Below are 21,158 nucleotides of genomic sequence, written 5' to 3' on the forward strand. Positions count from 1 at the left end.
GCAATGCCCGAGCGCCCAGCCTCAGAAACGGAAGTTGGCAGTCAACTCGGCTGAACGCCCCGGGGCCACCGTGGCGAACAGGCCCACGTGCGAGGCGTCGTAGATGGTTTCGTCGGTCAGGTTGAGCAGGTTGAGCTGCAGGTCGAGGTTCTTGTTGACCTTGTAGCCGACCATCGCGTCGTAGCGCCAGTAGTCGTCGACGGTGATGGTATTGGCGTCATTCATGTAGCGCTCGTCCATGTAGTTGGCGCCAGCGCCGACTGTCCAGCGTGCATCGATGTCATACGAGGTCCACAGGCTGAAGCTGTTGGGCGCGATGAACTTGGACTGGTTGCCGTCGTTGGCGCCGTTGCCACCGGCCTTCACCACTTCGGCATCCAGGTAGGTGTAGCCGGCCCACACCGCCCAGGCATCGGTGATGCGTCCGGTGGCGCCCAGCTCCAGGCCGGTGACACGCTGGTCGCCATCCAGTGCCACCAGGCCCGAGACTGGATCGGTCACGCGTGCATTGGTCTTCTCGGTACGGAACACCGCTGCGGTCAGCGACAGCTGCTCGTTGAACACGTCCCACTTGGTGCCCAGCTCCAGGCTGCGCGAGCTTTCGGGGTCGAGGTTGGCCTTGTTGCCGTTGAGGTTGCCGGCACCGGCACCATCGGCACCACCGGACTGGGTGTTTTCGCCCGACGGGTTGGACGAGGTGCCGTAGGACAGGTAGATGCTGCCGTTGGGCAATGGCTTGAAGACGATACCCACCTGGTAGTTCCACAGCTCGCTGGACGACTCGGCGCCACCGGCGACGCGGTTCTTCACGTCGTAGTCGTCGTAGCGCAGGCCCAGGTTCAGGTCCCACTGCTCATGCAGGCCGAGCGTGTCGAACACATACAGCGAGCGGGTGTCGGTCTGGTACTTGCTGGTGACCTGGCCGGTGCCCGGCAACAGGGTCCAGCCCCCGTCGTGCGGGTTGGGGTCGTAAAGGTCGCCCGGGCGTCCGTTGTTGCCCTGGTACTTGTCCTTGTCGGTGATGGTTTCGCGGCTGACTTCGATACCGGCTGCGTAAGTGTGCTTGATGGTGCCGGTGTCGAAGGTACCGAACAGGTCGGTCTGGTTGATCAGCGACGTGTTGACCACATTGCGCGGGCGAAAGCCCCGGGACACCAGCCCGCTCTCTTCCTGGCCCACATTGGCGAACACCGGACGGCTCATGACATAGTTCTGCATGGTGCGGCCACCGCGCAGGGTATTGCGCAGGCTCAGGTGTTCATTGAAGTCATGTTCAATGCTGAAGGTGGCAAGGTCGGCGGAAGTTTTCCGGAAGTCTCGATCCACCAGCCCGTAGAAGTTGTCGCGGTCGACCTTCACCGGCTTGTTGGTAATCAACGAAACCGGGTGGCCCTGATCGGGAATGTCGTCGGTTTGCAGGTGGTAGTAACTGGCGGTGACCCGGGTCGGGCCCTGCAGGCCCCAGGTGATCGTCGGCGCAATGCCCCAGCGGCTGACCTCGACATGGTCGCGCCCGGGGGTGTCGGCCTCGTGCTTCATCGCGTTGAGACGAAACGCCAGGTCCTGCTCGCCCAGGTACTGGTTGACATCGAGGGTGGTGCGACGCAGCTGGTCGGTACCCAGGGTAAAGCTGCCGCCAATGAAGTCCTCGGCCTTGGCCGCCTTGCTCACCAGGTTGATCGAGCCACCGGTGGAACCCCGGCCGCTGTAGGCCGAGCCCGGCCCCTTGACGATTTCCACGGTCTCGATGTTGAACGCCTCGTGGGAGGCGCGGCCCAGGTCGCGCAGGCCGTCGATCTGGATATCGGTACTGGCTTCGAAGCCGCGAATGAACGGGCGGTCGCCCAGTGGCGTGCCACCCTCGCCCGCGCCCAGGGTGATGCCGGGAGTGGTGCGCAGTACATCGGTCAGGGACGTGGCGCCACGCTCCTTGATCAGCGCTTCATTGATGATGGTCACGGACTTTGGCGTGTCGCGCAGCGGGGCGGTGAACTTGGGCGAGGAGGCGTTATCGACCTTGAACGTTTCATGGTGCACGCCCTTCACATCGGTGGCATCGAGTTCCACCGACGATACGGTGGACGATGCAGCCGGTGTGGAAGTTTGCGCAATACTGGCTGTCGACCAGGAGGCTACCGCCAACCCCAGTGCAGTACACAGATGACCGGATTCAGAACGACGGCTTTTTATTGAAAGTTGTGCCATTGGTAATGCCCACCATCAGAAAATGATGCGCAATACTATTTACGAGCAATTATCACTCAAAGCCGATTTACATTATTTACGCCGCGTTTCAGTTTATGTCCGAGAGTAACAACTTATTACTTCATTGAATTGAAACTGCAACGTGCTGTTGGCCCCTTGCCCCACAAGGCTTTCACATCGCCTTCACCGATTCACCACAGGCCGTTGCTTACCGTGCAGACATTCTCGCGGTAGCCGGAGCGGCCCCATGTTGCACGATGCAGTACTCGACCAGACCTTGATCCCAGCCCGTCCGGGGCGACGACGACGCCTGCCTTCGGCGACGTTCCTGCTGGGCCTGTGCACCTTGCTTGCACTGGCCGTTTCAAGCCTGTGGCTGTTCAGAGGGTTGGCGATCGTGGACCTGGGTAGCGAAAGACAGATGCGCAACAGCGGTGTGTATGCCGACTGGGCCAAAGGTGAAGTCATCGTGCTGGTGCGGCATGCCGAGCGTTGCGACCGCTCGCGCAACCCGTGCCTGGATGATCCGCAAGGTATCACCCAGGCGGGCAGCCAGGCTGCGGCGCAGGTGGGCGAAGGGCTGCAGCGCCTGGGTCTGGAGCATGCCGACATACTGGCCAGCCCCCTGACCCGCACCCAGCAAACCGCGCACTTCATGTTCGGCAAGCTGGCAGCCAGTGAGGACTGGCTGCAGCAATGCAACAAGGGCTTCGCCGACAACGCCCTGGCGCGCAAGGCCGCCGAGCGCAACCTGGTGCTGGTGACCCACAGCGGCTGCATAGACCAGCTCGAACGCCAGTTGAACGTGCCCGGTGGCGAACGCTCCAGCGCCTACGCCGAAGCCGTATTCGTCTCGGTGGGCGCCAGCGGCAAACCGAGAATCCTCGGCCGCATGAACGCCCCCGAATGGCGCAAGCTGCTGGCCAGGGCGGAGCAATGAGCATGTCGCCACGCCAGTCGTTCTACCTCACCCACCTGGGCCTGCCCCTGCTGCTGGCACTGGTCGTGTTCGTGGCCTTCGACCTCACCGGCCTCGACCGCTGGTTCAGCCAGTTGTTCATCGACCCGGCCAGCGGCCAGTTCACCCTGCTGCACGACGCCTGGTTCGAGAAAGTGACCCACAAGTGGCCCCGCATCCTGCCCAACTGGACAGGCGAAGCCGCACTGATCGGCGCCCTGCTGTCCTTCGTGTGGCCGCTTTTCGCCCGCCATCCGCAGGCCGCCGCCACCCGGCTGCTGCAACGCAGCCGCATTGCCGGCGTGCTTCGTTTCACCACCCGGCACCGGCGCGACCTGTTGTTCGTGGTGGTGGCATTCGCACTGTGCACCGCCATCATTCACTACCTCAAGAGCCACACCGGGGTGTACTGCCCGGTAGAGACCACATTCTACGGCGGTACCCATCCGCGCCTGGAGTGGTACCAACAGTTCGACCTGCTGCACAAGGCCGGTGACGGGCGCTGCTGGCCCGGCGGGCATGCCTCCAGCGGCTTCACCCTGATGGCGCTGTACTTCGTGGCCCGCCGCTGGCGCTGGGTGCACGCACGCAAGCTGCTGGGGTTCATCGTGCTGCTGGGCATGGTGTATGGCACCACCCGCGTGATGCAGGGCTGGCACTACATGTCGCACACCTTCTGGGCGGGGATCTTCGTCTGGCTGACCTGCCTGCCGACCGCGCTGTGCTTCTACGGCCGCACCGCGCTGCAGGCACCGCTGAAGGCACCGCTGGAGTTACCGGCAACACCTCTGCGCGCTAACGCCATGCCAGCATCACTACGCCCAGAGTGATCAGGCTGATGCCGCCCCACTGGCGCAGGTCGAGTCGCTCGCCCAGCAGGGTAACGCCGAGCACCGCCACCAGCACCACGCTGAGTTTGTCCACAGGCGCTACCTGCGAGGCTTGCCCCAGCTGCAGGGCGCGGAAGTAGCAGATCCACGAAGCGCCGGTGGCCAGCCCCGACAGCAGCAGGAACAGGTAGCTGCGCGGCGAGATCGACCCCAGTGACTGGTTCTGGCCGGTGGCGAACAGAATCAGCGCCAGGCTCACCAGCACCACCACCGTGCGCAGCAGGGTGGCGAAGTCCGAATTGATGCCGGTCACGCCAACCTTGGCAAATATGGCGGTCAAGGCGGCGAATATCGCCGACAGAATCGCCCAGAACGTCCAGGAAGCCAGCATGGGTGCACCCCTGTCGAGAACCTGCGCGCAGTGTAGATCGCTGGCGCTGGCTGTACAGCAACTGGCAAGATCGAGGCCTGCCCCGGTTAGAAGCTGCCATGCCCCTGCCCCTGATCTACCACGACGACTACAGCCCGGAGTTTCCTGCCGGGCACCGCTTCCCGATGGACAAGTTCCGCCTGTTGCGCGACCACCTGGTCGACAGCGGCCTGACCACCGATGCGGCCTTGCTGCGCCCCGAGCTCTGCCCCAGCGACATCCTCGCCCTGGCCCACGAGCCGGGCTACATCGAGCGCTACATGAACGGCGACCTGAGCCGCGAAGACCAGCGTCGCCTGGGCCTGCCCTGGAGCGAAGCGCTGGCACGGCGCACCGTGCGCGCGGTCGGCGGCTCGCTGCTGGCCGCCGAACAGGCCCTGCAGCATGGCATCGCCTGCCACCTGGCCGGCGGCACGCACCACGCCCACTACGATCACCCGGCCGGCTTCTGCATCTTCAACGACCTGGCGGTGATCAGCCGCTACCTGCTCGAAGCCGGGCGCGTGCACCGGGTGCTGATCTTCGACTGCGACGTGCACCAGGGCGATGGCACCGCGCGCATCCTGCACGAAACCCCGGACGCGATCACCGTGTCGCTGCACTGCGAACAGAACTTTCCGGCACGCAAGGCCCAGAGCGACTGGGACATCCCGTTGCCGCGCGGCATGGGCGACGCCGACTACCTGAAGGTGGTGCACGACGCGCTGAACTACCTGTTGCCGCTGTACCAGCCCGACCTGGTGCTGTACGACGCCGGCGTGGACGTGCACAAGGACGATGCGCTGGGCTACCTGCAACTGACCGACGCAGGCGTCGCTGCCCGCGACGAAGCCGTGCTGCGCCACTGCCTGGGGCGCGATATCCCGGTGGTCGGCCTGATCGGCGGCGGCTACAGCAAGGACCGCCACGCCCTGGCCCGACGCCACGGCATCCTGCACCACAGCGCACAACGGGTACTCGATTACCCACAATGACTGTGGAGCTGCCTGTGGATAACCTGAGCGCAAGCCCATCCGGCCCTTGTGGCACGGGGCCTGCACCGTACTGATCGTTTTTTGTACAGTTCCTGGGCGGGGCCGTGTCGGGTAGAATGCCCGCTCTTTTATCCCCAGCCTGCAGCCGCCCATGACCGATACTCCCCCAACCACCGCCCCCCACGTTGCCATTATCGGAGGCGGGCCGGCCGGGCTGATGGCCGCCGAGGTCCTCAGCCAGGCCGGTGTGCGGGTAGACCTGTACGACGCCATGCCCTCGGTGGGGCGCAAGTTCCTGCTGGCGGGCGTGGGCGGCATGAACATCACCCATTCCGAAGCCTACCCCGCGTTCATCTCGCGCTATGCAGAACGCGAACACGACATCGCGCGCCTGCTCGACGGCTTCGATGCAGACGCGCTGCGCGCATGGATCCACGGCCTGGGCATCGACACCTTCGTGGGGACATCCGGCCGGGTGTTTCCGCGCGACATGAAGGCCGCCCCGCTGCTGCGCGCCTGGCTCAAGCGCCTGCGCGATGCCGGGGTAGTTATCCACACCCGGCATCGCTGGCACGGCTGGGATGCCGACGGCGCCCTGCGGATCACTTGTCCACAGGGCGAGGTGAGCGTGCAGGCCGATGCCGTGGTGCTGGCGCTGGGCGGCGGCAGCTGGGCGCGGCTGGGCTCGGACGCTGCCTGGCTGCCCTGGCTGCAGGCGCGGGGTGTGGATATCTCGCCGTTGCAGGCAGCCAACAGCGGCTTCGAGGTAACGGGTTGGAGCGACGTGCTCAAGGGCAGGTTCGCCGGTGCACCGCTGAAGAACATCGCCCTGAGCCTGGCCGGCCAGGCGCCGCGCCTGGGCGAGTTCGTGCTGACCGAGGGCGGCGTCGAGGGCAGCCTGGTGTATGCCTGGTCGGCGCAGATTCGTGAAGCGATCAACCGCGAAGGTAGCGCGACGGTGCTGCTCGACCTGCTGCCGAACCGGCCTGTGGACAAGATCGAGGCGGCGCTGCGCAAACCCCGTGGTTCGCGCTCGATGGCCAGGCACCTGCACGGTCAGCTGGGCCTGGACGGGGTGAAGGCGGCGCTGCTGCGCGAGCTGACCGGGCCCGAGGTGTTTGCCGACCCGGCGCGCCTGGCGGCAGCGCTCAAGGCGTTGCCGATCACGCTGGTACGACCGCGCCCGCTGGACGAGGCGATCAGCAGCGCCGGCGGCGTGAAGTTCGAGGCGATGGATCGGCACCTGATGCTGACCCGGTTGCCGGGGGTGTTCTGTGCGGGCGAGATGCTCGACTGGGAGGCACCGACCGGCGGCTACCTGCTGACGGCGTGCTTTGCCAGTGGGCGAAGGGCGGGGTTGGGGGTGCTGGAGTGGCTGCGCCGGTGAGGCCGGCGCCTATAGGGTACGCACAGCCCTTGTAGGAGCCGGCCTTGCCGGCGAAAGGGCTGCAGCGCAGCCCGTGCCCAATCAAGGCTTGCGCTTGCGCGGCCCGGTATTGAACGTCGGCACCTTGCGCACCGGCTTGACCTGCGGCGCGGCTGCGGGGGTGTCCCCGCTGTCGGTCCAGCGCCCCAGGCTGCCCTTGCCGCTGCCCTGCTTGGGCTTCTTCGGTTTCTTCGGCTTCTTCACCACCTGCCCGCTGGCGTCGGTTTCCGGCACCCGGTGCTCCGGCACGAAATCCGGCTCTTCATGGCGCGGCAAGGTCTTGCGCGTGAGCATCTCGATGGCCGACAGCATGTTCACCTCGTCGGCACACACCAGCGAAATGGCTTCGCCGGTGTTGCCCGCACGCCCGGTACGCCCGATACGGTGAATGTAGTCCTCGGCCACGATCGGCAAATCGAAGTTGACCACCAGCGGCAAGTCGTCGATATCCAGCCCGCGCGCCGCCACATCGGTGGCCACCAGGATCTGGATCTCGCGCGCCTTGAAGCTGTCCAGCGCACGCTGGCGCGTGGCCTGGGGGCGATCGCCATGGATGCCGTCGGCGTTCACGCCCTGCGCCTGCAGGCGCTCCACCAGCGCATCCACACCGTTGCGGGTCTTGGCGAACACCAGCACCTGCTTCCAGCGCTGCTTGCGCAGCAGGTGCATGAACAGCTCGGGCTTGCGCTTCTTGTCCACAGGCACGACCCACTGCTTGACGCTGCTGGCCGCCACGTTGCGCGGGCTGACCTCGACGCTGAGCGGGTCATCGAGCATCTGCCCGGCCATCAGGCGGATCTCGTCGGAGAAGGTTGCGGAAAACAGCAGCGTCTGGCGCTTGACCGGCAACGCCGCGTAGATCGAGCGCAGCTCTTCGGCAAAGCCCAGGTCGAGCATGCGGTCGGCCTCGTCGAGCACCAGCGCCTGCAACTGGTTGAACTTGACCGCGTTCTGGCGGAACAGGTCGAGCAGGCGCCCGGGCGTGGCCACCAGCAGGTCGATGCCCTTGCGCAGTTTCATCATCTGCGGGTTGATGCTCACCCCGCCGTACACCGCGTAGGTGCGCAGCGGCAGGTGTTCGGCGTACTCGACGATATTGGCGTGCACCTGTTCGGCCAGCTCGCGGGTCGGCACCAGCACCAGCGCACGCACCGAGTTGCTGGCGACCTTCTCGCCTTCCATCACCAGGCGCTGCAGCAGTGGCAGGGCGAAGCCGGCAGTCTTGCCGGTGCCGGTCTGCGCCGCCGCCATCAGGTCGCGACCGGCCAGCACGGCCGGGATGGCCGCCGCCTGCACCGGTGTCGGGGTGGTGTACTTGAGGTGCTCGAGCGCGCGCAGCAAGGGTTCAATCAGGCCAAGTTTGGCGAATGTCATGGCAATACCGTCTGGGGAATTCAGCAATGGCGCAAGTTTACCCTGTTCGCGCGGGTTCACCGAGCTTCAATCCACAGGCGGCAGGTACACGTACGTCAGGCGATCCAGGCCATTGCCGACAAACAGCGACAGCGGCCTGCCCAGCTGGCTGGCGCGCGAACGGCACAGGCCGTAGATCTCGTTCAGGCTCGAATCGCGCGCCGACATCGGCGTCCAGCTGTGCATGCCCAGCGACCCCAGTTCGAAAATCATGTGGTCGCGGTCCTTCTCGCGGCTGAAGCTGACGGCTACCTGGCCGCGCGCTACCTGACTACGCAACCCGCCATCAGCGAACTCCAGGCGAACCGGCGTGCGCCTGAGCTTCTGGTCCGGGGTGCGCAGCGTCATCACGCCCTGACTGTAGTCGAGCACCTCGAAGGGCAGGTTGGCCCTGAGCCTCACCGGGACCCGGCAATCGACCTCGCCGCGCGCCGTGTTCTCGATCAGCGAGCGCATCGCTTCGCTGAGCGTAGGATGGCTCTTGATCGCGACATCGTTGGGGAAGGCCAACCGCAACGCGATCGGCTGGTCAGGTTGATCCGCGAGCGTCAGGGTGACGTTGCCGGTGACTGCCTGGCGCGCAGCCAGCACGGCGTCGACCGTTGCCTGCAGAGCCTCACGCCGCGCCGGGGTCAGTACGTCGCCTGGCATGCGCAGGTTCACCACCCAAGGGGTCTCGTCATCGGCCCACATTTCCACTCGGGCCAGGTCGATCTGCTGTTCGGCCAGCAGGTTACGGACCGCTTCGGCGTAATACCGGTCTGCATGGCCGTGGGCGTAATTGTCGATAACCGATACCTGAAACTCCAGGCCGACTTCCTGTTCATCACAACCGGACAGCATCCCAACCAACAAGCCTGCCATGGCAATACGACGCTTCACTTGGACAACTCACCCCTCAAGGCGTCAGCCGGGGTGGCCACGCTGGCCGGCACCTTGCGCCATTGCGGAACGCCGATCAACACCACCGCGCCGATGATCACCGCCATCGCCACGCACTCCTCCACGCCGATCTGCTCGCCAGCGAACAGGATGCCCAGCAGCACCGCCACCGCCGGGTTGACGTAGGCATAGCTGGTGGCCGCCGCCGGGCGCACATGCTTGAGCAGGTACATGTAGGCACTGAAGGCCAGGATCGAACCGAAGAACACCAGATAGAGCAACGCCCCCCAGCCGGCAGCGGTCGGCATCTGGGTCATGCGTTCACCGCTGAGCGCGCTGCCCAGCAGCAGCGCCGCGCCGCCCACCAGCATTTCGGCGGCACTGGCCATCGGCCCGGCCGGCAGCGGCAGGCTCTTGCTCCACACCGAACCGAAGGCCCAGGACGCTGCAGCAAACAGGATCAGCGCCGCGCCCAGCGGGCTGGCCTGCAGGTTGGAGCCCAGGTTGAGCAGGCCGATGCCGGCCAGGCCAAGGCCGATACCGGCCCATTCCAGACGCGTGTTGCGGTGCCCGAAAAATCGCCCGAACACCAGGGTGAACAGCGGCACGGTCGCCACCGCCAGGGCTGCGACCCCGGACGCCACGCCCGCATGTTCGGCCAGGGTCACGCCGCCGTTGCCGCAACTGAGCAGCAATATGCCGATGGCCCCGGCGGCCTTCCATTGCGCCCAGCTGGGCGCCGGCACCCCGCGCCAGCGCAGAAAGCCATACAGCAGGCTGCCGGCAATCAGAAAGCGCACCCCGGCCATCAGCAGCGGTGGCCACGACTCGATACCGATGCGGATCACCAGATAGGTCGACCCCCACACCAGGTACAAGGCCAGGAAGGCACCGATCAGCACCAGCGGAAAGCGACGGGAGGCAGGCATGGGAGGCTCGAAATCAGGGTTTGGGAGCTGTAGTTTAGAAAGCCAAACGGGTATTTTTAAGTTACAAACCCTGTTTATACGGCCACCAGACTTTCGAAAAAACGGATGTTTGCCCGATTCGCCATCGTTTCAACACCTGGTACCCACGCCCCATGGACAAGTACGATCGCATGCTCCTCGCCGCCTTGCTCGACAACGGCCGCGCCTCCTTCGCCGAACTGGCGCGCAAGGTCAACCTGTCGGCCCCGGCGGTGGCCGAGCGGGTGGCCAAGCTCGAGGCCAGCGGGGTCATCACCGGCTACCAGGCCAAGGTCGACATGAGCCGGATCGGCTTGCCGATCCAGTGCGTGATCGAGCTGCGCCTGGCCAGCCACGGCAACCAGCAGACCTATGAGGACCTGGCGCGTATTCCGCAGATCACCGAGTGCCACCGGGTCACCGGCGATCCGTGCGTGATCATGCAGGCGGCGGTCGGCTCGATGCCGGAACTCGAAGAGCTGATCAACCACGTGGCGCAGTTCGGGTTCAGCAAGACCTCGATCATCCTGTCCAGCGCGGTAGAGCGACGGGTGCCGCTCGGCCAGCTCGACAGCAACGGCAAGAAAGCCTAGCGGTAGCGCTTGAGGGTTTCGGCAACCTTGGCTGCCGGGACCTTCTGCAGGCTGCAGAACAGCGGGTGCGACACCTCGCTGATACCGTGGCGCTGGCGCAGTTCGCCGGCCAGGTGCTGGGCCAGGTTGGCGGCCATCTCGGCATCGGCCATGGCCCGGTGAGCGGTGCCGGTGTCGGGCAGCCCGGCCCAGCGCGTCAGGGTGCCGAGCTTGTGGTTCGGCGCAGCCGGCAGCAGGCGCCGCGAGAGCAGCATCGAACAGGCGAACGACTGCACCCGCGAGCGTCCGATCAGGCTCAGTTCGTAGTCCCAGAACTTCTGGTCGAATGAGGCGTTGTGCGCCAGCAAGGGCGTGCTGCCGACGAACTCGGCCACCTCGTTCATCACCTGCGCATTGGCCGGCGCACTGCGCAGCATGGCGGTAGTGATGCCGGTCAGCCCGGCGACAAAGGCCGGTACCGGCACGCCGGCATTCATCAGGCTCTGGTAGCGATCGACGATGCGCCCGCGTTCGAGCATCACCACCGCCACTTCGGTGGCGCGGCAGTAGGCACCCGGCGAGATGCCGGTGGTTTCAAAGTCGATGACCGCAATACGTTCCACAAAAACCTCGGGTAGCTCTCAGTGCTTGAGCAGGAGTGCGCCTTCGATGGGCACATAGCGGGTGGCGGCGCGAATCAGCGAGTTGGCGGTGAGCCCCGGTACGCCATAGGCCACCGCTTCGGCGCCATGACGGTTGATCACCCGTTCCAGCAGCAGGTCGAAATCGCCATCGCCGGAGGCCAGCACCACTTCGTCGACCCGCGAGGCGGCGTCGATCACGTCCAGGGTGATGCCCACGTCCCAGTCGCCCTTGGCCGAGCCGTCGCTGCGCTGGATATAGGGTTTGAGTTTGACCGTGAAACCGAGGTTGCGCAGGATCTGCTGAAACTGCTGCTGCTTGCTGTCGCCGCGGTCGATGGCATAGGCCACCGCCTCGACGATCTCGCCGTCCTGGCTGACGTGCGCCCAGAAGGCGGCGTAGTTGAAATGACAACCATAGGCCTGGCGCACGGTGTAGTAGAGGTTCTGGACATCGGCGAACACCGCAATCTTCTTCACCGCACTTCCTCGTCACGCCAGGGGCCGGTCCCGCATACCGGGGCCGTTTCGGCGCCCAGTATGCCAGCCTGACGGCAGTACGGGTATGTGCGCGGCTCAGACGAAGGAATCGTCGTCCGAAAAGAAGCCGCCGCCATCGTCACCGTAGTCGGTGTCCATGAAGCCGCCCTGATCATTGCCGTAGCCACCGTTGTCGGCGGTCAGGCGCTGCTCGTCGTTACCGCCCCAGCCGCTGTCGCTGGCTGGTGCCGGCGCTTCGTTGATGATCTCGGTGACTTCCTGGGGCTGCGACGAATGATGGCCGAACAGGCTGCTGATGCCCTGCGCCAGCATCACCCCACCTGCCACGCCGGCGGCGGTCTGCAGTGCACCGCCCAGAAAGCTGCTGGCGCCGCCGCGGGCCGGTGCGGCCTGGGGCGCGGCGTTGGAACCCTGCTGCTGGGGGGCCACGCCGGGCCCGCCAAAGCCGCTGGCCGGTTCACGCCAGCCACCACCACTGGTGGCAGGTGCCGGGGCCGGCTGGGCCGCGCGCTGCGGCTGCGGCTCGGGTTGCCGTGCCCCCCCGCCGAAGATGCTCGACAGGAAGCCGCCGCTGCTCGGCGCAGTGGCCGCCACCTGTGCGCGGGCCTGGTTCAGATCGGCCTGCAATTGCCTGTTCTGTTCATCGAGGCGCTTGAGCGCGGCCTCCTGCACCAGAATCGCCTGGGCCATGTAGTAAGGGGCCGACGGCTGTTGCTGCAGGTGCTCGGCAATGCGCGCCTGGGCCTGGGCATCACGCGGTGCGCCTTCGCTCTCGGCTTGCTTGAGGCGGCCGAACAGGCCGTCGATCAAGGTTTGTTCTTCGTGGTTCATGGGGCGACCTCACTGGATAGCCGGGGGATTACAGGTGAGCACTAGATGGGGTTCCAGCATGGGCGATTCAATCGGCCCGCGGCATGAAACTTTGTTCAGGTTCGACCGCTGGGCTAAAGTAGCGGCCTGCTCTGTCACTGCGATATCGACTGATGAATCCGCTTAGCGTTCTGCAAGACTCCTTGTATTTCTTCCGCCGCCACCTGCTGAGCATCGCCAAGCTGTGCCTGCCGCTGATCGTCATCGAAACGCTGCTGGCCCAGGCGATCTATGCACAGTTCGGCAGCCAGACCCGTACCCTGGCCTACGGCATGCTGCTGGGCCTGGTGTTCTACCCGCTCTACAGCGGCGCACTGATCCTCTACCTGGACGCCCGCAGCCAGGGTGAAGAGCCGCGCAAGCGCGACCTGCTGGCCATGTCGCTGCGCCTGTGGCCCTCGTTCGCGCTGCTGATGATCGTCTGCCTGCTGCTGATCGTGGCCGGCTGCGCGCTGTTCATCCTTCCGGGCATCTGGGTGATGGTCAACCTGGTGTTCGCCGAGTACCTGCTGGTGCTGCGCGGCCTGCAACCGCTGCCGGCCATGCGTCAGAGCTTCGAGCTGTGCAAGGGCCACTTCTGGCAGATCCTGGTGTGCATGATCGTGGCCATGATCCCGTTGTGGCTGATCGATGCGCTGACCCGCAGCCTGATCGGCGAAGAGCCCGAGCTGTGGCTGGAACTGCTGGTGGGCAGCTTCAACGGCTTCCTCACCCTGTTCAGCACCCTGGTGAGCTTTCGCATGTTCATGCTGGTCACCGAGCCGCCGCTGGCCCGCGACCCGAGCTGAACCAAGCAGGCGACGAACGGCTCGGGTATGCTGCGGGTTCACCTGCGACGCCAAGCCGAGCCGATGATCCGACTACTGCGCAATGCCCTGCTGACCCTGCTGCTGATACTTGCCCTGCTGTGGCTGCTGGCCAGTCACCTGAGCTGGCAACCCGAGCCGCGCGAGGCCCTGCCGGTGGCCTGCCGTGGCACGGCCACGCCGCTGGTGCCGGGCCAGATGCTCAAGGTCATGAGCTGGAACATCCAGTACCTGGCCGGCAAGGGCTACGTGTTCTGGTATGACGAAGGCCGGGGGAATGACACCCGCCCTACCGAACAGGACCTGGCGTTCAACCTCGACGAGGTGGCGCGGGTGATCCGCGCCGACAACCCCGACATCGTGCTGTTGCAGGAACTGGACACCAACGCCAAGGCCAGCGCCTACCAGGACCAGCTGGCCCTGCTGCGCGAGCGCCTGGCCGACCTCTACCCCTGTGCGGTGCAGGCCTACGACTGGAAGGCGGACTTCGTGCCCGACCGGCATGTGTTCGGCAGCGTCGGCCGCGGCCTGGCGACCCTGAGCCGCTACCCCATCCAGCAGGCCGAACGCCTGGCCCTGCCCTCGGCCCCCGACAACGCCCTGAGCCGCCTGCTGCAGCCGCAACAGGCGGTGCTGGCCAGCTACCTGCCGCTGCGTGATGGCGGCTCGCTGGCGGTGCTCAACACCCACCTGGCGCCCTTCGTTCCCGGCAGCGATATCCAGCGCCAGCAGGTGCGCCAGCTCGGCGCGCTGCTCGACAAGCTGGAAAGCCAGGGCACGCCGTGGCTGATCGGTGGCGACTTCAACCTGCTGCCGCTGGGCCAGTACCGCCGGCTCACCCCCGAGCAGCGCCAGCACTATGGCGCCGACAGCGACCTGCACTTGCTGTGGGACAAGTATCCGATGATCCCCAGCAACGCCGAAGCCGGTGGCGCCGAGCGCAGCGCCTGGCTGACCCACTACCCCAACGACCCGCGCCTGAACGGCCCGGACCGCACCCTGGACTACCTGTTCCACAGCCCCAAGCTGCAGCGCCTGAGCGCCCGGGTGCTGCAGCAGGACACCCTGCAGATTTCCGATCACCTGCCGCTGAGCGCGCGCCTGCTGTTGCCGACGCCGCCCTAGCGGCTACTTGCGCGGTTTGGCCCGCGCGGTGGCTTCGGCCACCAGCGGGTCGTCCGGCCAGTAGTGCTTGGGGTAGCGGCCCTTGAGGTCCTTCTTCACTTCGGCGTAGGTGCTGCGCCAGAAATTGGCCAGGTCCTGGGTCACCTGCACCGGGCGCCGTGCCGGTGACAGCAGGTGCAGCAACACCTGCTGGCGGCCCTGGGCGATGCGCGGGGTTTCGGCCAGGCCGAACAGTTCCTGCAAGCGCACCGCCAGAATCGGCGGCGTCTCGCTGTAGTCCAGGCGGATGTTGGAACCCGAGGGCACGCCGATGTGCACCGGCGCCCATTCGTCCAGGCGCTGCGGCAGCGGCCAGGGCAGCAGGTTGCGCAGGATGGACGACAGGTCGAGCTGGGCAAAATGACTGAGCCGGGTGACCTTGCTCAGGTAGGGTTGCAGCCAGTGCTCAAGGCTGGACAGCAAGGCCGCGTCGCTCAGGTCCGGCCATTCGCTCTGGCCTGCCGCCGCAACATCCAGCCCGCGCAACAGTGCCACCCGCGCCTGCCACTGGCGCAGTTCCGGGGTCCAGGGCAGCAGCTCCAGGCCCTTGCGCCGCACCAGGTCAAGCAGCGCCCGCGCACGCGCATCCTCACCCAGCCCGGTCAGCGGCTCGCGGCTGAGCACCAGTTCGCCGACCTTGCGCTGGCGCTCGGCACGCAGCACGTTCTCACGCTCGTCCCAATCCAGTTGATCCACGCGGCGCACCTGCTCGGCGAGCACGTCGTCGAACAGCGCCGGGTCGAATTCGGCCGCCAGGTAGATGCGCTCTTCGCGCTGCCCCTGGCGGCTGCCGAGGTCGGCGATCACCAGCCAGGGTTGCTTCATCAGCGCGTCGGCCTCACCGAACAGCGCCGCACGCCCGTTGGCCAGCCGGTACTCGGCGCCGCCGGCACGGCGCTGCTGGGCGACCCGGTCGGGATAGGCCAGCGCCAGCAGGGCACCGAGCCAGCGGGAATGTTCGGGGTCGGCCACGGCCGCGCCGGCCTTGCCGCGCAGGTAGCTGCGGTACTGGCGGGACAGTTGTCGCGCCCGCTGCACCCCGCCTTGCCCACCTCGGGCTGCACGGGTTTCGCCACTGAGCAGGGCCAGCCGGCTGTGCAGGTCGGCGCCCGCCCCGCGCAGAATGTCGCGCTCGCCCAGCAGTGCCGCCACATCGCAGGCCATCTGTGCCAGGCCAAGGTCCTGGCCCCGCAAAAGCAGGTGTGCGATGCGCGGGTGTGCCGGCAACTCGGCCATGGCCTGACCATGCTCGGTCAGCGCCAGCAACTGCCCCGGCCTGAGCGCCCCCAGGCGCACCAGCAGGTCCTGAGCCTGGGCATAGGCCGCCGCCGGTGGCAGGTCGAGCCAGCACAGCTGCGCCGGGGCCACGCCCCAGCGGGTCAATTGCAAGGCCAGTCCGGCAAGGTCGGCCTGCAGGATCTCGGCGCTGCCGTAGGCAGCCAGTTGGTCATGCTGGGCCTCGGACCACAGCCGATAGCACACGCCCGGTTCCAGGCGTCCGGCGCGCCCGGCCCGCTGGGTGGCGCTGGCGCGCGAGATGCGCTGGGTATCGAGGCGGGTCATGCCGCTGCCGGGGTCAAAACGCGGCACCCGCGCCAGCCCGGCGTCGATCACCACCCGCACGCCGTCGATGGTCAGGCTGGTTTCGGCGATGTTGGTCGCCAGCACCACCTTGCGCAGGCCCGCGGCCGGCGCCTCGATGGCGGCGCGCTGGGCCGCGAGATCGAGTTCACCGTGCAGCGGGCACAGCAGGATCTCGCGCCGCTCACCCAGGGCCTCCTGCAAGGCCTGGTGCACACGGCGGATCTCGGCCTGGCCAGGCAGGAACACCAGCAGGCTGCCCGGCTCGTCGGCCAGCGCCTGCAACACCGTGTCGACCACCCGCGGCTCGACGAACTCGCCGGGCTGGAACGGCCGCCCCCAGCGCATCTGCACCGGATACATGCGCCCCTCGCTGCTGATTACCGGGGCGTCGTCGAGCAACGCAGACAGGCGCTGCCCTTCCAGCGTGGCGGACATCAGCAGGATCTTCAGCGGCGGCTCGTCACGCAGCAGCTCGCGGCCGTTGAGGCTCAGGGCCAGGGCCAGGTCGGCATCCAGGCTGCGCTCGTGAAATTCGTCGAAGATCAACAGGCCCACCCCGTCCAGCGCCGGGTCGTCCTGCAGGCGCCGGGTGAGGATGCCTTCGGTGACCACTTCGATGCGGGTAAGCGGGCCGACCTTGCTGTCCAGGCGCATGCGGTAACCGACGGTTTCGCCCACCGCCTCGCCCAGTTCGCTGGCCAGCCGCTCGGCTGCCGCGCGGGCAGCCAGCCGGCGCGGTTCGAGCATCAGGATGCGCTGGCCGGCCAGCCACGGCTCATCGAGCAGGGCCAGTGGCACGCGGGTGGTCTTTCCGGCGCCCGGCGGTGCCTCGAGCACGGCTTCGTGGCGCTGCTGCAAGGCGGTGCGCAAGGCCGGCAGCACGGCATCGATCGGTAATGAATTCATGGTAGCCCTCGAACAATCGGCCGAGTATAACGGCGAACCGAGCCTGCCTTATCATGGTCTTAGCTGCACCCTCCGGCATTTCGCCGGTAGCGGTGCGGCCTACTTTGCGGAGATTCACATGCGTATTCCTTCACGCCTTATCGGCGGTGCCGTGGTTGCTGCCCTGCTGACCCAGCTGACGGCTTGCGGCACCCTGTTCTTCCCCGACCGTCGCGGCCAGATCGAAGGCAAGGTCGATCCGGTGATCGTGGCGCTGGATGCCATCGGTATCCTGTTCTACGTGATCCCCGGGCTGATCGCCTTCGGCGTCGACTTTGCCACCGGTGCCATCTACCTGCCCGGCGGCAAGACCGCCCAGGTCGACCCGCACACGCTGAACAAGGCCATCGCTGCCGATGGCAAGGTCGACAAGGTGCGCCTGCAGGCCATCCTGGAGAGCGAGCTGGGCCAGCGCCTGCCGCTGAACGACCCGCGCCTGATCCAGCACAAGGGCAGCGTTGAACAACTGGCGATGTACGGCCTCAAGCCCTCCGCCTGACCGCCCGCACAAGGACGACCGATGAACACCAGCGCCGAACACGCCCGCCTGCTGCGCCTGGCGACCAATGCCTCGCTCGGGGTCGCCAGCATCCTGATCGTGAGCAAGGCGGTGGCCTGGTGGCTCAGCGGCTCGGTCAGCCTGCTGGCCGGCCTGACCGACTCGATGCTCGACGGCGTGGCCTCGTTCCTCAACCTGCTCGCGGTGCGCTATGCCCTGCGCCCGGCCGATGACGATCATCGCTACGGGCACGGCAAGGCCGAGGCACTGGCCGGCATGGCCCAGGCGCTGTTCATCGGGGTGAGTGCGGTACTGATCGGCGTACAGGCGGTCGAACGCCTGAAAAATCCCACGCCGCTGGGTGATGCCACGGTGGGCATTGTCGTGATGCTGCTGTCGCTGGGGCTGACCGTCGCCTTGCTGATGGTGCAGGCCAGGGTGGTGCGCCTCACCGGCTCGACCGCCGTGCGCGCCGACTCGCTGCACTACCGCTCCGACCTGCTGCTCAATGCCAGCATCCTGGTCGCGCTGGTGCTGGCGCGGTTCGGCTGGCCACAGGTGGATGCGTACTTTGGGCTGGGCATCGCGCTGTACATTCTATGGAGTGCCTTGCAGATCGCCCGTGAAAGCTCGGCCATCCTGATGGACAAGGAGCTGCCCGGCGAGGTGAGCGAGCAGATGATGACACTGGTGTGCGCGGTGCCTGGCGTGCAGGGCGCGCATGACCTGCGCACCCGGGTGTCGGGCAACCGCTGGTTCGTGCAGGTGGACCTGGAGCTGCCAGGCACCTTGACGCTGACCGAGGCCCACGTGCTGTGCGATGCGGCAGCGGCGGCGATCCGCCGGGAGTACCCCAAAGCCGAAGTGCTGGTGCATGCCGACCCAGTGGAGTGAAACAGCAGCCCCCTTCGCCGGCAAGGCCGGCGCCTACAGGATTCACGCTGTATGTGTAGGAGCCGGCCTTGCCGGCGAAGATTTTGCGCTTCAGTTGACGCTGTAACCGCGCCCGCTCAAACACGCCCCCAGCGCCCGTCGATAGGTGTCCGTCACCTGCGCCGCAGGCGCGTAGGTCGCCGATGCCGGGTCGAACCCGGTCTGCTGCACCGCCCAGCGGTGACACTGGTAGCGGTCCTGATCGACCTGCTGTGGCGACTGCCCGTTGGCCGGGTAGGCAATCACGTCATAGCCATTGCCCGGTTGCGCCGGCGCCGCAGCCACCGGCGGGCTTACCACCACATAGTCGCGGCTGTCGTCCAGGTACTGGTAATAGGTGCCTGCAGCCAGAAAGAACAGCGCACTGCCCACCCACACCTGCCGCGCATAGTCGGGCAGGTAGTTCACCCGTACCCCGTAAGGCGGCGCCACCACCACGTAATGCGGCCCCTGCGGGCGATACCAGTAGCCACCGGAATAGTAGTAGTCACTGCCACGATACGGCACGCGCCGGTACGGTTCCGGGAAGCGGTCTATGGTGTGCCCCGGCCGATACTGAGGCCCGGGGCCCCAGCCATTGCCGTGCCCTTCGCCAGGGCGCTGCCCCGGCCCGCCGGCCTGCCAGTGCTGATTGGCGTCATTGCGCCGCGGCACGTCCTGATAGTACCCCTGGCGTGGCGGCTGGGTCTGGCGGACCTCGTCCGGGCGCGCGTTGAGCGGCGAGGACGCAGGCGGGCGCTCGCCGCCATAGGGGTCCTGCTGTGGTCCGCGACGCTCGTCCTGGGCCTGTACGCCCAGGCTCAGGCAAAGCAGACCAACACCTGCCAACTGCCAGATGCGCGACTTCATGCTGTTTCTCTCCCGCTGGCATTCATGGCCTACTCTATCAGGCCGCCTGCCACGCGCCAGCAGGCGCCAGATGAAATTGCGGACATTAAAAAAGGGTGACCCTGAGGCCACCCTTCGAGATTTTCGTCCGTGCTCGGCGCTTGTGACGCCGGCTCACCTCACGCTGTCTTGTGAACAGTGTGCAGCCCGGGGGCCGAGCACAACCCGGTGGGGTTGCTGGCCGCAGCGCCCCTGATTGGGGCCGCCGCTGTGGACATGTGTCCGGGCAGTGATTCTGTTGACCATCATAGGCAAGCGCTGCGACAGAGGATTGCGAAAATTGCTCAACAAAACATTACTTGCGCAATTTTTAACTAAGGATTGATAATCCACAGCAATCGAAACAGAAAAGGCTTCATTCATGAGCAAGCTCGACCGATACGACCTGAGCATTCTTGCCGAACTGCAGCGCGATGCGCGCATCTCCAACCAGGAACTGGCCGAACGGATCGGCCTGTCGCCCTCGCCCTGCTCGCGGCGGGTCAAGCAACTGGAGGACGATGGCTACATCTCGCGCCAGGTCGCCCTGCTCGACCGCAAGAAGCTGGGCCTGAGCCTCACCGCCTACGTGCTGATCGGCATGGACCGACACACCCCCGAGCGCTTCGAAACCTTCGAGGCCGCCATCCGCAGCCTGCCCCAGGTGCTCGAGTGTAGCCTGGTCACCGGCATGGATGCCGACTACCAGCTCAAGGTAGTGGTGCCAGACATGGACCACTACCAGAAGCTGCTGCTCGGCCACCTGACCCGCATCGAAGGCGTCACCAGCGTGCGTTCAAGCTTCGTGCTCAACCAGGTGCTGGCCAGCACCGAGCTGCCCCTTACGCACCTGCGTTAGTCAGCGCTGCGGGCCGGGCGTATAATCGCGCGCTTCAACCTGGCGGAGAAGATCGATGGATCCTGCGTTGTTCGAAGAATGGATGATGACCATCCTGGTCACCATCCTGATTGGTTTCATGGGCTTCATCGTCTGGGACCTGGCGAAAAAATCCAAGGCTGGCAAGTTCGGCACCTTCATCCTGTTTTTCGTGCTGGGCCTGGGCATTCTCGCCTTCGTCATCAAGAGCGTGGTCATCGGCTTCATCGAAGGCGTCTAGCGCCGCGCCGGCACCTCGCGCCAGCAGCCCTGGTCCAGCCCATCCAGGCTCCAGTCGCCGATCCGCACGCGCACCAGGCGCAGGGTCGGCAAGCCTACCGCCGCGGTCATGCGTCGCACCTGGCGGTTGCGCCCTTCCTTGATCACCAACTCCAGCCAGGCGGTCGGCACGCTCTTGCGAAAGCGTACCGGCGGGTTGCGCGGCCACAGTTGCGGCTCTTCCAGATGACGCGCCTGGGCCGGCAAGGTCATGCCGTCATTCAGTTGCACACCCTCGCGCAAGCGCTGCAGCTGCTCCTCGGTCGGCTCGCCCTCCACCTGTACCCAGTACGTCTTGGGCAACTTGTGCCTGGGGTCGGCAATGCGCGCCTGCAACTGGCCGTCATTGGTCAGCAGCAACAACCCTTCGCTGTCGCGATCCAGACGCCCGGCCGGGTATACGCCCGGTACATCGATGAAGTCCTTGAGGGTGGCGCGGCCCTCGCCGTCGCTGAACTGGGTCAGCACGTCGAAGGGCTTGTTGAACAGGAGCAGGCGCGGCGCGGCCGGCGGCGCCTTGGCCTGGCGACGCGGGCCGGCGGGTTTGGCCGCGGC

The 21,158-nt window shown here is 66.3% G+C and carries 22 protein-coding genes; 11 read left to right on the plus strand and 11 right to left on the minus strand.

Annotation, left to right across the window (positions count from 1 at the left end; genetic code table 11):
- Positions 1 to 21: 21 nt before the first annotated feature.
- Complete coding sequence (locus DN388_RS19440) at positions 22 to 2,067, minus strand: TonB-dependent siderophore receptor (RefSeq protein ID WP_255001732.1); 2,046 nt, start codon at positions 2,065 to 2,067, stop codon at positions 22 to 24.
- Positions 2,068 to 2,452: 385 nt separating this feature from the next.
- Between DN388_RS19440 and DN388_RS19445 the strand changes: the two genes are divergently transcribed.
- Together DN388_RS19445 and DN388_RS19450 are read left to right on the plus strand one after the other, a co-directional pair.
- On the plus strand, positions 2,453 to 3,145 hold the full coding sequence (locus DN388_RS19445; RefSeq protein ID WP_080922928.1) for a histidine phosphatase family protein: 693 nt from the start codon (positions 2,453 to 2,455) through the stop codon (positions 3,143 to 3,145).
- Positions 3,146 to 3,147: 2 nt separating this feature from the next.
- Entirely contained in the window at positions 3,148 to 3,993 is an 846-nt protein-coding gene (locus DN388_RS19450) for a phosphatase PAP2 family protein (RefSeq protein WP_255001734.1), read from the plus strand.
- Here DN388_RS19450 and DN388_RS19455 read toward each other — a convergent pair.
- Positions 3,959 to 4,384, minus strand: coding sequence for an EamA family transporter (locus DN388_RS19455; RefSeq protein ID WP_255001736.1), 426 nt, complete (start codon positions 4,382 to 4,384; stop codon positions 3,959 to 3,961). The two genes, DN388_RS19450 and DN388_RS19455, sit on opposite strands and share 35 nt — an antisense overlap.
- Positions 4,385 to 4,482: 98 nt before the next feature.
- On the opposite strand from DN388_RS19455, the gene DN388_RS19460 reads away from it, so the two are divergent.
- On the plus strand, positions 4,483 to 5,397 hold the full coding sequence (locus DN388_RS19460) for a histone deacetylase (RefSeq protein WP_255001738.1): 915 nt from the start codon (positions 4,483 to 4,485) through the stop codon (positions 5,395 to 5,397).
- 151 nt (positions 5,398 to 5,548) lie between these two features.
- The gene (locus tag DN388_RS19465; RefSeq protein WP_054916357.1) at positions 5,549 to 6,784 is read left to right on the plus strand and encodes a TIGR03862 family flavoprotein; all 1,236 of its coding nucleotides are present in this window, start codon (positions 5,549 to 5,551) and stop codon (positions 6,782 to 6,784) included.
- Between the two features lie 81 nt (positions 6,785 to 6,865).
- Here the strand turns inward: DN388_RS19465 and DN388_RS19470 are convergent, their stop codons facing one another.
- From DN388_RS19470 to yedA, 3 genes are all read right to left on the minus strand, one after another.
- A complete protein-coding gene (locus DN388_RS19470; protein ID WP_054916356.1) occupies positions 6,866 to 8,197 on the minus strand; it encodes a DEAD/DEAH box helicase in 1,332 nt (443 codons plus the stop codon).
- Between the two features lie 66 nt (positions 8,198 to 8,263).
- Positions 8,264 to 9,118 (minus strand): hypothetical protein, encoded by an 855-nt coding sequence (locus DN388_RS19475; RefSeq protein WP_146094979.1) that lies wholly within the window; start codon positions 9,116 to 9,118, stop codon positions 8,264 to 8,266.
- Entirely contained in the window at positions 9,115 to 10,047 is a 933-nt protein-coding gene (yedA, locus tag DN388_RS19480; RefSeq protein WP_058540581.1) for a drug/metabolite exporter YedA, read from the minus strand. The genes DN388_RS19475 and yedA overlap by 4 nt, the downstream gene beginning before the upstream one ends.
- Positions 10,048 to 10,199: 152 nt before the next feature.
- On the opposite strand from yedA, the gene DN388_RS19485 reads away from it, so the two are divergent.
- Positions 10,200 to 10,658 carry an Lrp/AsnC family transcriptional regulator gene (locus tag DN388_RS19485; protein ID WP_043863869.1) on the plus strand — a complete coding sequence of 153 codons (459 nt, stop codon included), beginning with the start codon at positions 10,200 to 10,202 and terminating at the stop codon, positions 10,656 to 10,658.
- Here the strand turns inward: DN388_RS19485 and DN388_RS19490 are convergent.
- The 3 genes from DN388_RS19490 to DN388_RS19500 all read right to left on the minus strand — a co-directional run bounded on the left by DN388_RS19490 (position 10,655) and on the right by DN388_RS19500 (position 12,610).
- A complete protein-coding gene (locus DN388_RS19490; protein ID WP_043863870.1) occupies positions 10,655 to 11,260 on the minus strand; it encodes a PolC-type DNA polymerase III in 606 nt (201 codons plus the stop codon). The genes DN388_RS19485 and DN388_RS19490 overlap by 4 nt on opposite strands.
- Positions 11,261 to 11,278: 18 nt before the next feature.
- Positions 11,279 to 11,758 carry an NYN domain-containing protein gene (locus tag DN388_RS19495; RefSeq protein WP_043863871.1) on the minus strand — a complete coding sequence of 160 codons (480 nt, stop codon included), beginning with the start codon at positions 11,756 to 11,758 and terminating at the stop codon, positions 11,279 to 11,281.
- Between the two features lie 96 nt (positions 11,759 to 11,854).
- Positions 11,855 to 12,610 (minus strand): DUF2076 domain-containing protein, encoded by a 756-nt coding sequence (locus tag DN388_RS19500; RefSeq protein ID WP_210014057.1) that lies wholly within the window; start codon positions 12,608 to 12,610, stop codon positions 11,855 to 11,857.
- 152 nt (positions 12,611 to 12,762) lie between these two features.
- On the opposite strand from DN388_RS19500, the gene DN388_RS19505 reads away from it, so the two are divergent.
- Together DN388_RS19505 and DN388_RS19510 are read left to right on the plus strand one after the other, a co-directional pair.
- Positions 12,763 to 13,437 carry a hypothetical protein gene (locus DN388_RS19505; RefSeq protein WP_043863873.1) on the plus strand — a complete coding sequence of 225 codons (675 nt, stop codon included), beginning with the start codon at positions 12,763 to 12,765 and terminating at the stop codon, positions 13,435 to 13,437.
- Positions 13,438 to 13,500: 63 nt separating this feature from the next.
- On the plus strand, positions 13,501 to 14,580 hold the full coding sequence (locus DN388_RS19510; protein WP_088514378.1) for an endonuclease/exonuclease/phosphatase family protein: 1,080 nt from the start codon (positions 13,501 to 13,503) through the stop codon (positions 14,578 to 14,580).
- Between the two features lie 3 nt (positions 14,581 to 14,583).
- On the opposite strand, the gene hrpB is transcribed toward DN388_RS19510, so the two are convergent.
- Positions 14,584 to 17,109, minus strand: a complete 2,526-nt coding sequence (gene hrpB, locus DN388_RS19515; protein ID WP_255001748.1) for an ATP-dependent helicase HrpB — start codon at positions 17,107 to 17,109, stop codon at positions 14,584 to 14,586.
- Between the two features lie 118 nt (positions 17,110 to 17,227).
- Here hrpB and DN388_RS19520 point away from each other — a divergent pair, with 118 nt between their 5' ends.
- Positions 17,228 to 17,647 carry a polyribonucleotide nucleotidyltransferase gene (locus DN388_RS19520; RefSeq protein ID WP_255001750.1) on the plus strand — a complete coding sequence of 140 codons (420 nt, stop codon included), beginning with the start codon at positions 17,228 to 17,230 and terminating at the stop codon, positions 17,645 to 17,647.
- A 21-nt stretch (positions 17,648 to 17,668) separates the two neighbouring features.
- Positions 17,669 to 18,541, plus strand: coding sequence for a cation diffusion facilitator family transporter (locus tag DN388_RS19525; RefSeq protein WP_054916351.1), 873 nt, complete (start codon positions 17,669 to 17,671; stop codon positions 18,539 to 18,541).
- A 90-nt stretch (positions 18,542 to 18,631) separates the two neighbouring features.
- Here the strand turns inward: DN388_RS19525 and DN388_RS19530 are convergent, their stop codons facing one another.
- Complete coding sequence (locus DN388_RS19530) at positions 18,632 to 19,429, minus strand: DUF6515 family protein (protein ID WP_255001755.1); 798 nt, start codon at positions 19,427 to 19,429, stop codon at positions 18,632 to 18,634.
- A 400-nt stretch (positions 19,430 to 19,829) separates the two neighbouring features.
- Here DN388_RS19530 and DN388_RS19535 point away from each other — a divergent pair, with 400 nt between their 5' ends.
- The gene (locus DN388_RS19535; RefSeq protein ID WP_043863878.1) at positions 19,830 to 20,306 is read left to right on the plus strand and encodes an Lrp/AsnC family transcriptional regulator; all 477 of its coding nucleotides are present in this window, start codon (positions 19,830 to 19,832) and stop codon (positions 20,304 to 20,306) included.
- Positions 20,307 to 20,361: 55 nt separating this feature from the next.
- Positions 20,362 to 20,565, plus strand: a complete 204-nt coding sequence (locus tag DN388_RS19540) for a DUF2788 domain-containing protein (RefSeq protein WP_043863879.1) — start codon at positions 20,362 to 20,364, stop codon at positions 20,563 to 20,565.
- Here DN388_RS19540 and DN388_RS19545 read toward each other — a convergent pair.
- Positions 20,562 to 21,098, minus strand: a complete 537-nt coding sequence (locus tag DN388_RS19545) for a pseudouridine synthase (protein ID WP_255001964.1) — start codon at positions 21,096 to 21,098, stop codon at positions 20,562 to 20,564. The genes DN388_RS19540 and DN388_RS19545 overlap by 4 nt on opposite strands.
- Between the last annotated feature and the right edge of the window lie 60 nt (positions 21,099 to 21,158).

Source organism: Pseudomonas sp. S12(2018) (assembly GCF_024355235.1).
Classification (GTDB): domain Bacteria; phylum Pseudomonadota; class Gammaproteobacteria; order Pseudomonadales; family Pseudomonadaceae; genus Aquipseudomonas; species Aquipseudomonas palmensis.

Excerpts from the sequence above, each read along its gene's own strand:
- DN388_RS19445 (WP_080922928.1), top strand. The coding sequence starts at position 2,453 with ATGTTGCACGATGCAGTACTCGACCAGACCTTGATCCCAGCCCGTCCG.
- DN388_RS19450 (WP_255001734.1), top strand. The coding sequence starts at position 3,148 with ATGTCGCCACGCCAGTCGTTCTACCTCACCCACCTGGGCCTGCCCCTG.
- DN388_RS19455 (WP_255001736.1), bottom strand. The coding sequence starts at position 4,384 with ATGCTGGCTTCCTGGACGTTCTGGGCGATTCTGTCGGCGATATTCGCC.
- DN388_RS19460 (WP_255001738.1), top strand. The coding sequence starts at position 4,483 with ATGCCCCTGCCCCTGATCTACCACGACGACTACAGCCCGGAGTTTCCT.
- DN388_RS19465 (WP_054916357.1), top strand. The coding sequence starts at position 5,549 with ATGACCGATACTCCCCCAACCACCGCCCCCCACGTTGCCATTATCGGA.
- DN388_RS19470 (WP_054916356.1), bottom strand. The coding sequence starts at position 8,197 with ATGACATTCGCCAAACTTGGCCTGATTGAACCCTTGCTGCGCGCGCTC.
- yedA (WP_058540581.1), bottom strand. The coding sequence starts at position 10,047 with ATGCCTGCCTCCCGTCGCTTTCCGCTGGTGCTGATCGGTGCCTTCCTG.
- DN388_RS19485 (WP_043863869.1), top strand. The coding sequence starts at position 10,200 with ATGGACAAGTACGATCGCATGCTCCTCGCCGCCTTGCTCGACAACGGC.
- DN388_RS19500 (WP_210014057.1), bottom strand. The coding sequence starts at position 12,610 with ATGAACCACGAAGAACAAACCTTGATCGACGGCCTGTTCGGCCGCCTC.
- DN388_RS19505 (WP_043863873.1), top strand. The coding sequence starts at position 12,763 with ATGAATCCGCTTAGCGTTCTGCAAGACTCCTTGTATTTCTTCCGCCGC.
- DN388_RS19510 (WP_088514378.1), top strand. The coding sequence starts at position 13,501 with ATGATCCGACTACTGCGCAATGCCCTGCTGACCCTGCTGCTGATACTT.
- hrpB (WP_255001748.1), bottom strand. The coding sequence starts at position 17,109 with ATGAATTCATTACCGATCGATGCCGTGCTGCCGGCCTTGCGCACCGCC.
- DN388_RS19520 (WP_255001750.1), top strand. The coding sequence starts at position 17,228 with ATGCGTATTCCTTCACGCCTTATCGGCGGTGCCGTGGTTGCTGCCCTG.
- DN388_RS19525 (WP_054916351.1), top strand. The coding sequence starts at position 17,669 with ATGAACACCAGCGCCGAACACGCCCGCCTGCTGCGCCTGGCGACCAAT.
- DN388_RS19530 (WP_255001755.1), bottom strand. The coding sequence starts at position 19,429 with ATGAAGTCGCGCATCTGGCAGTTGGCAGGTGTTGGTCTGCTTTGCCTG.
- DN388_RS19535 (WP_043863878.1), top strand. The coding sequence starts at position 19,830 with ATGAGCAAGCTCGACCGATACGACCTGAGCATTCTTGCCGAACTGCAG.
- DN388_RS19540 (WP_043863879.1), top strand. The coding sequence starts at position 20,362 with ATGGATCCTGCGTTGTTCGAAGAATGGATGATGACCATCCTGGTCACC.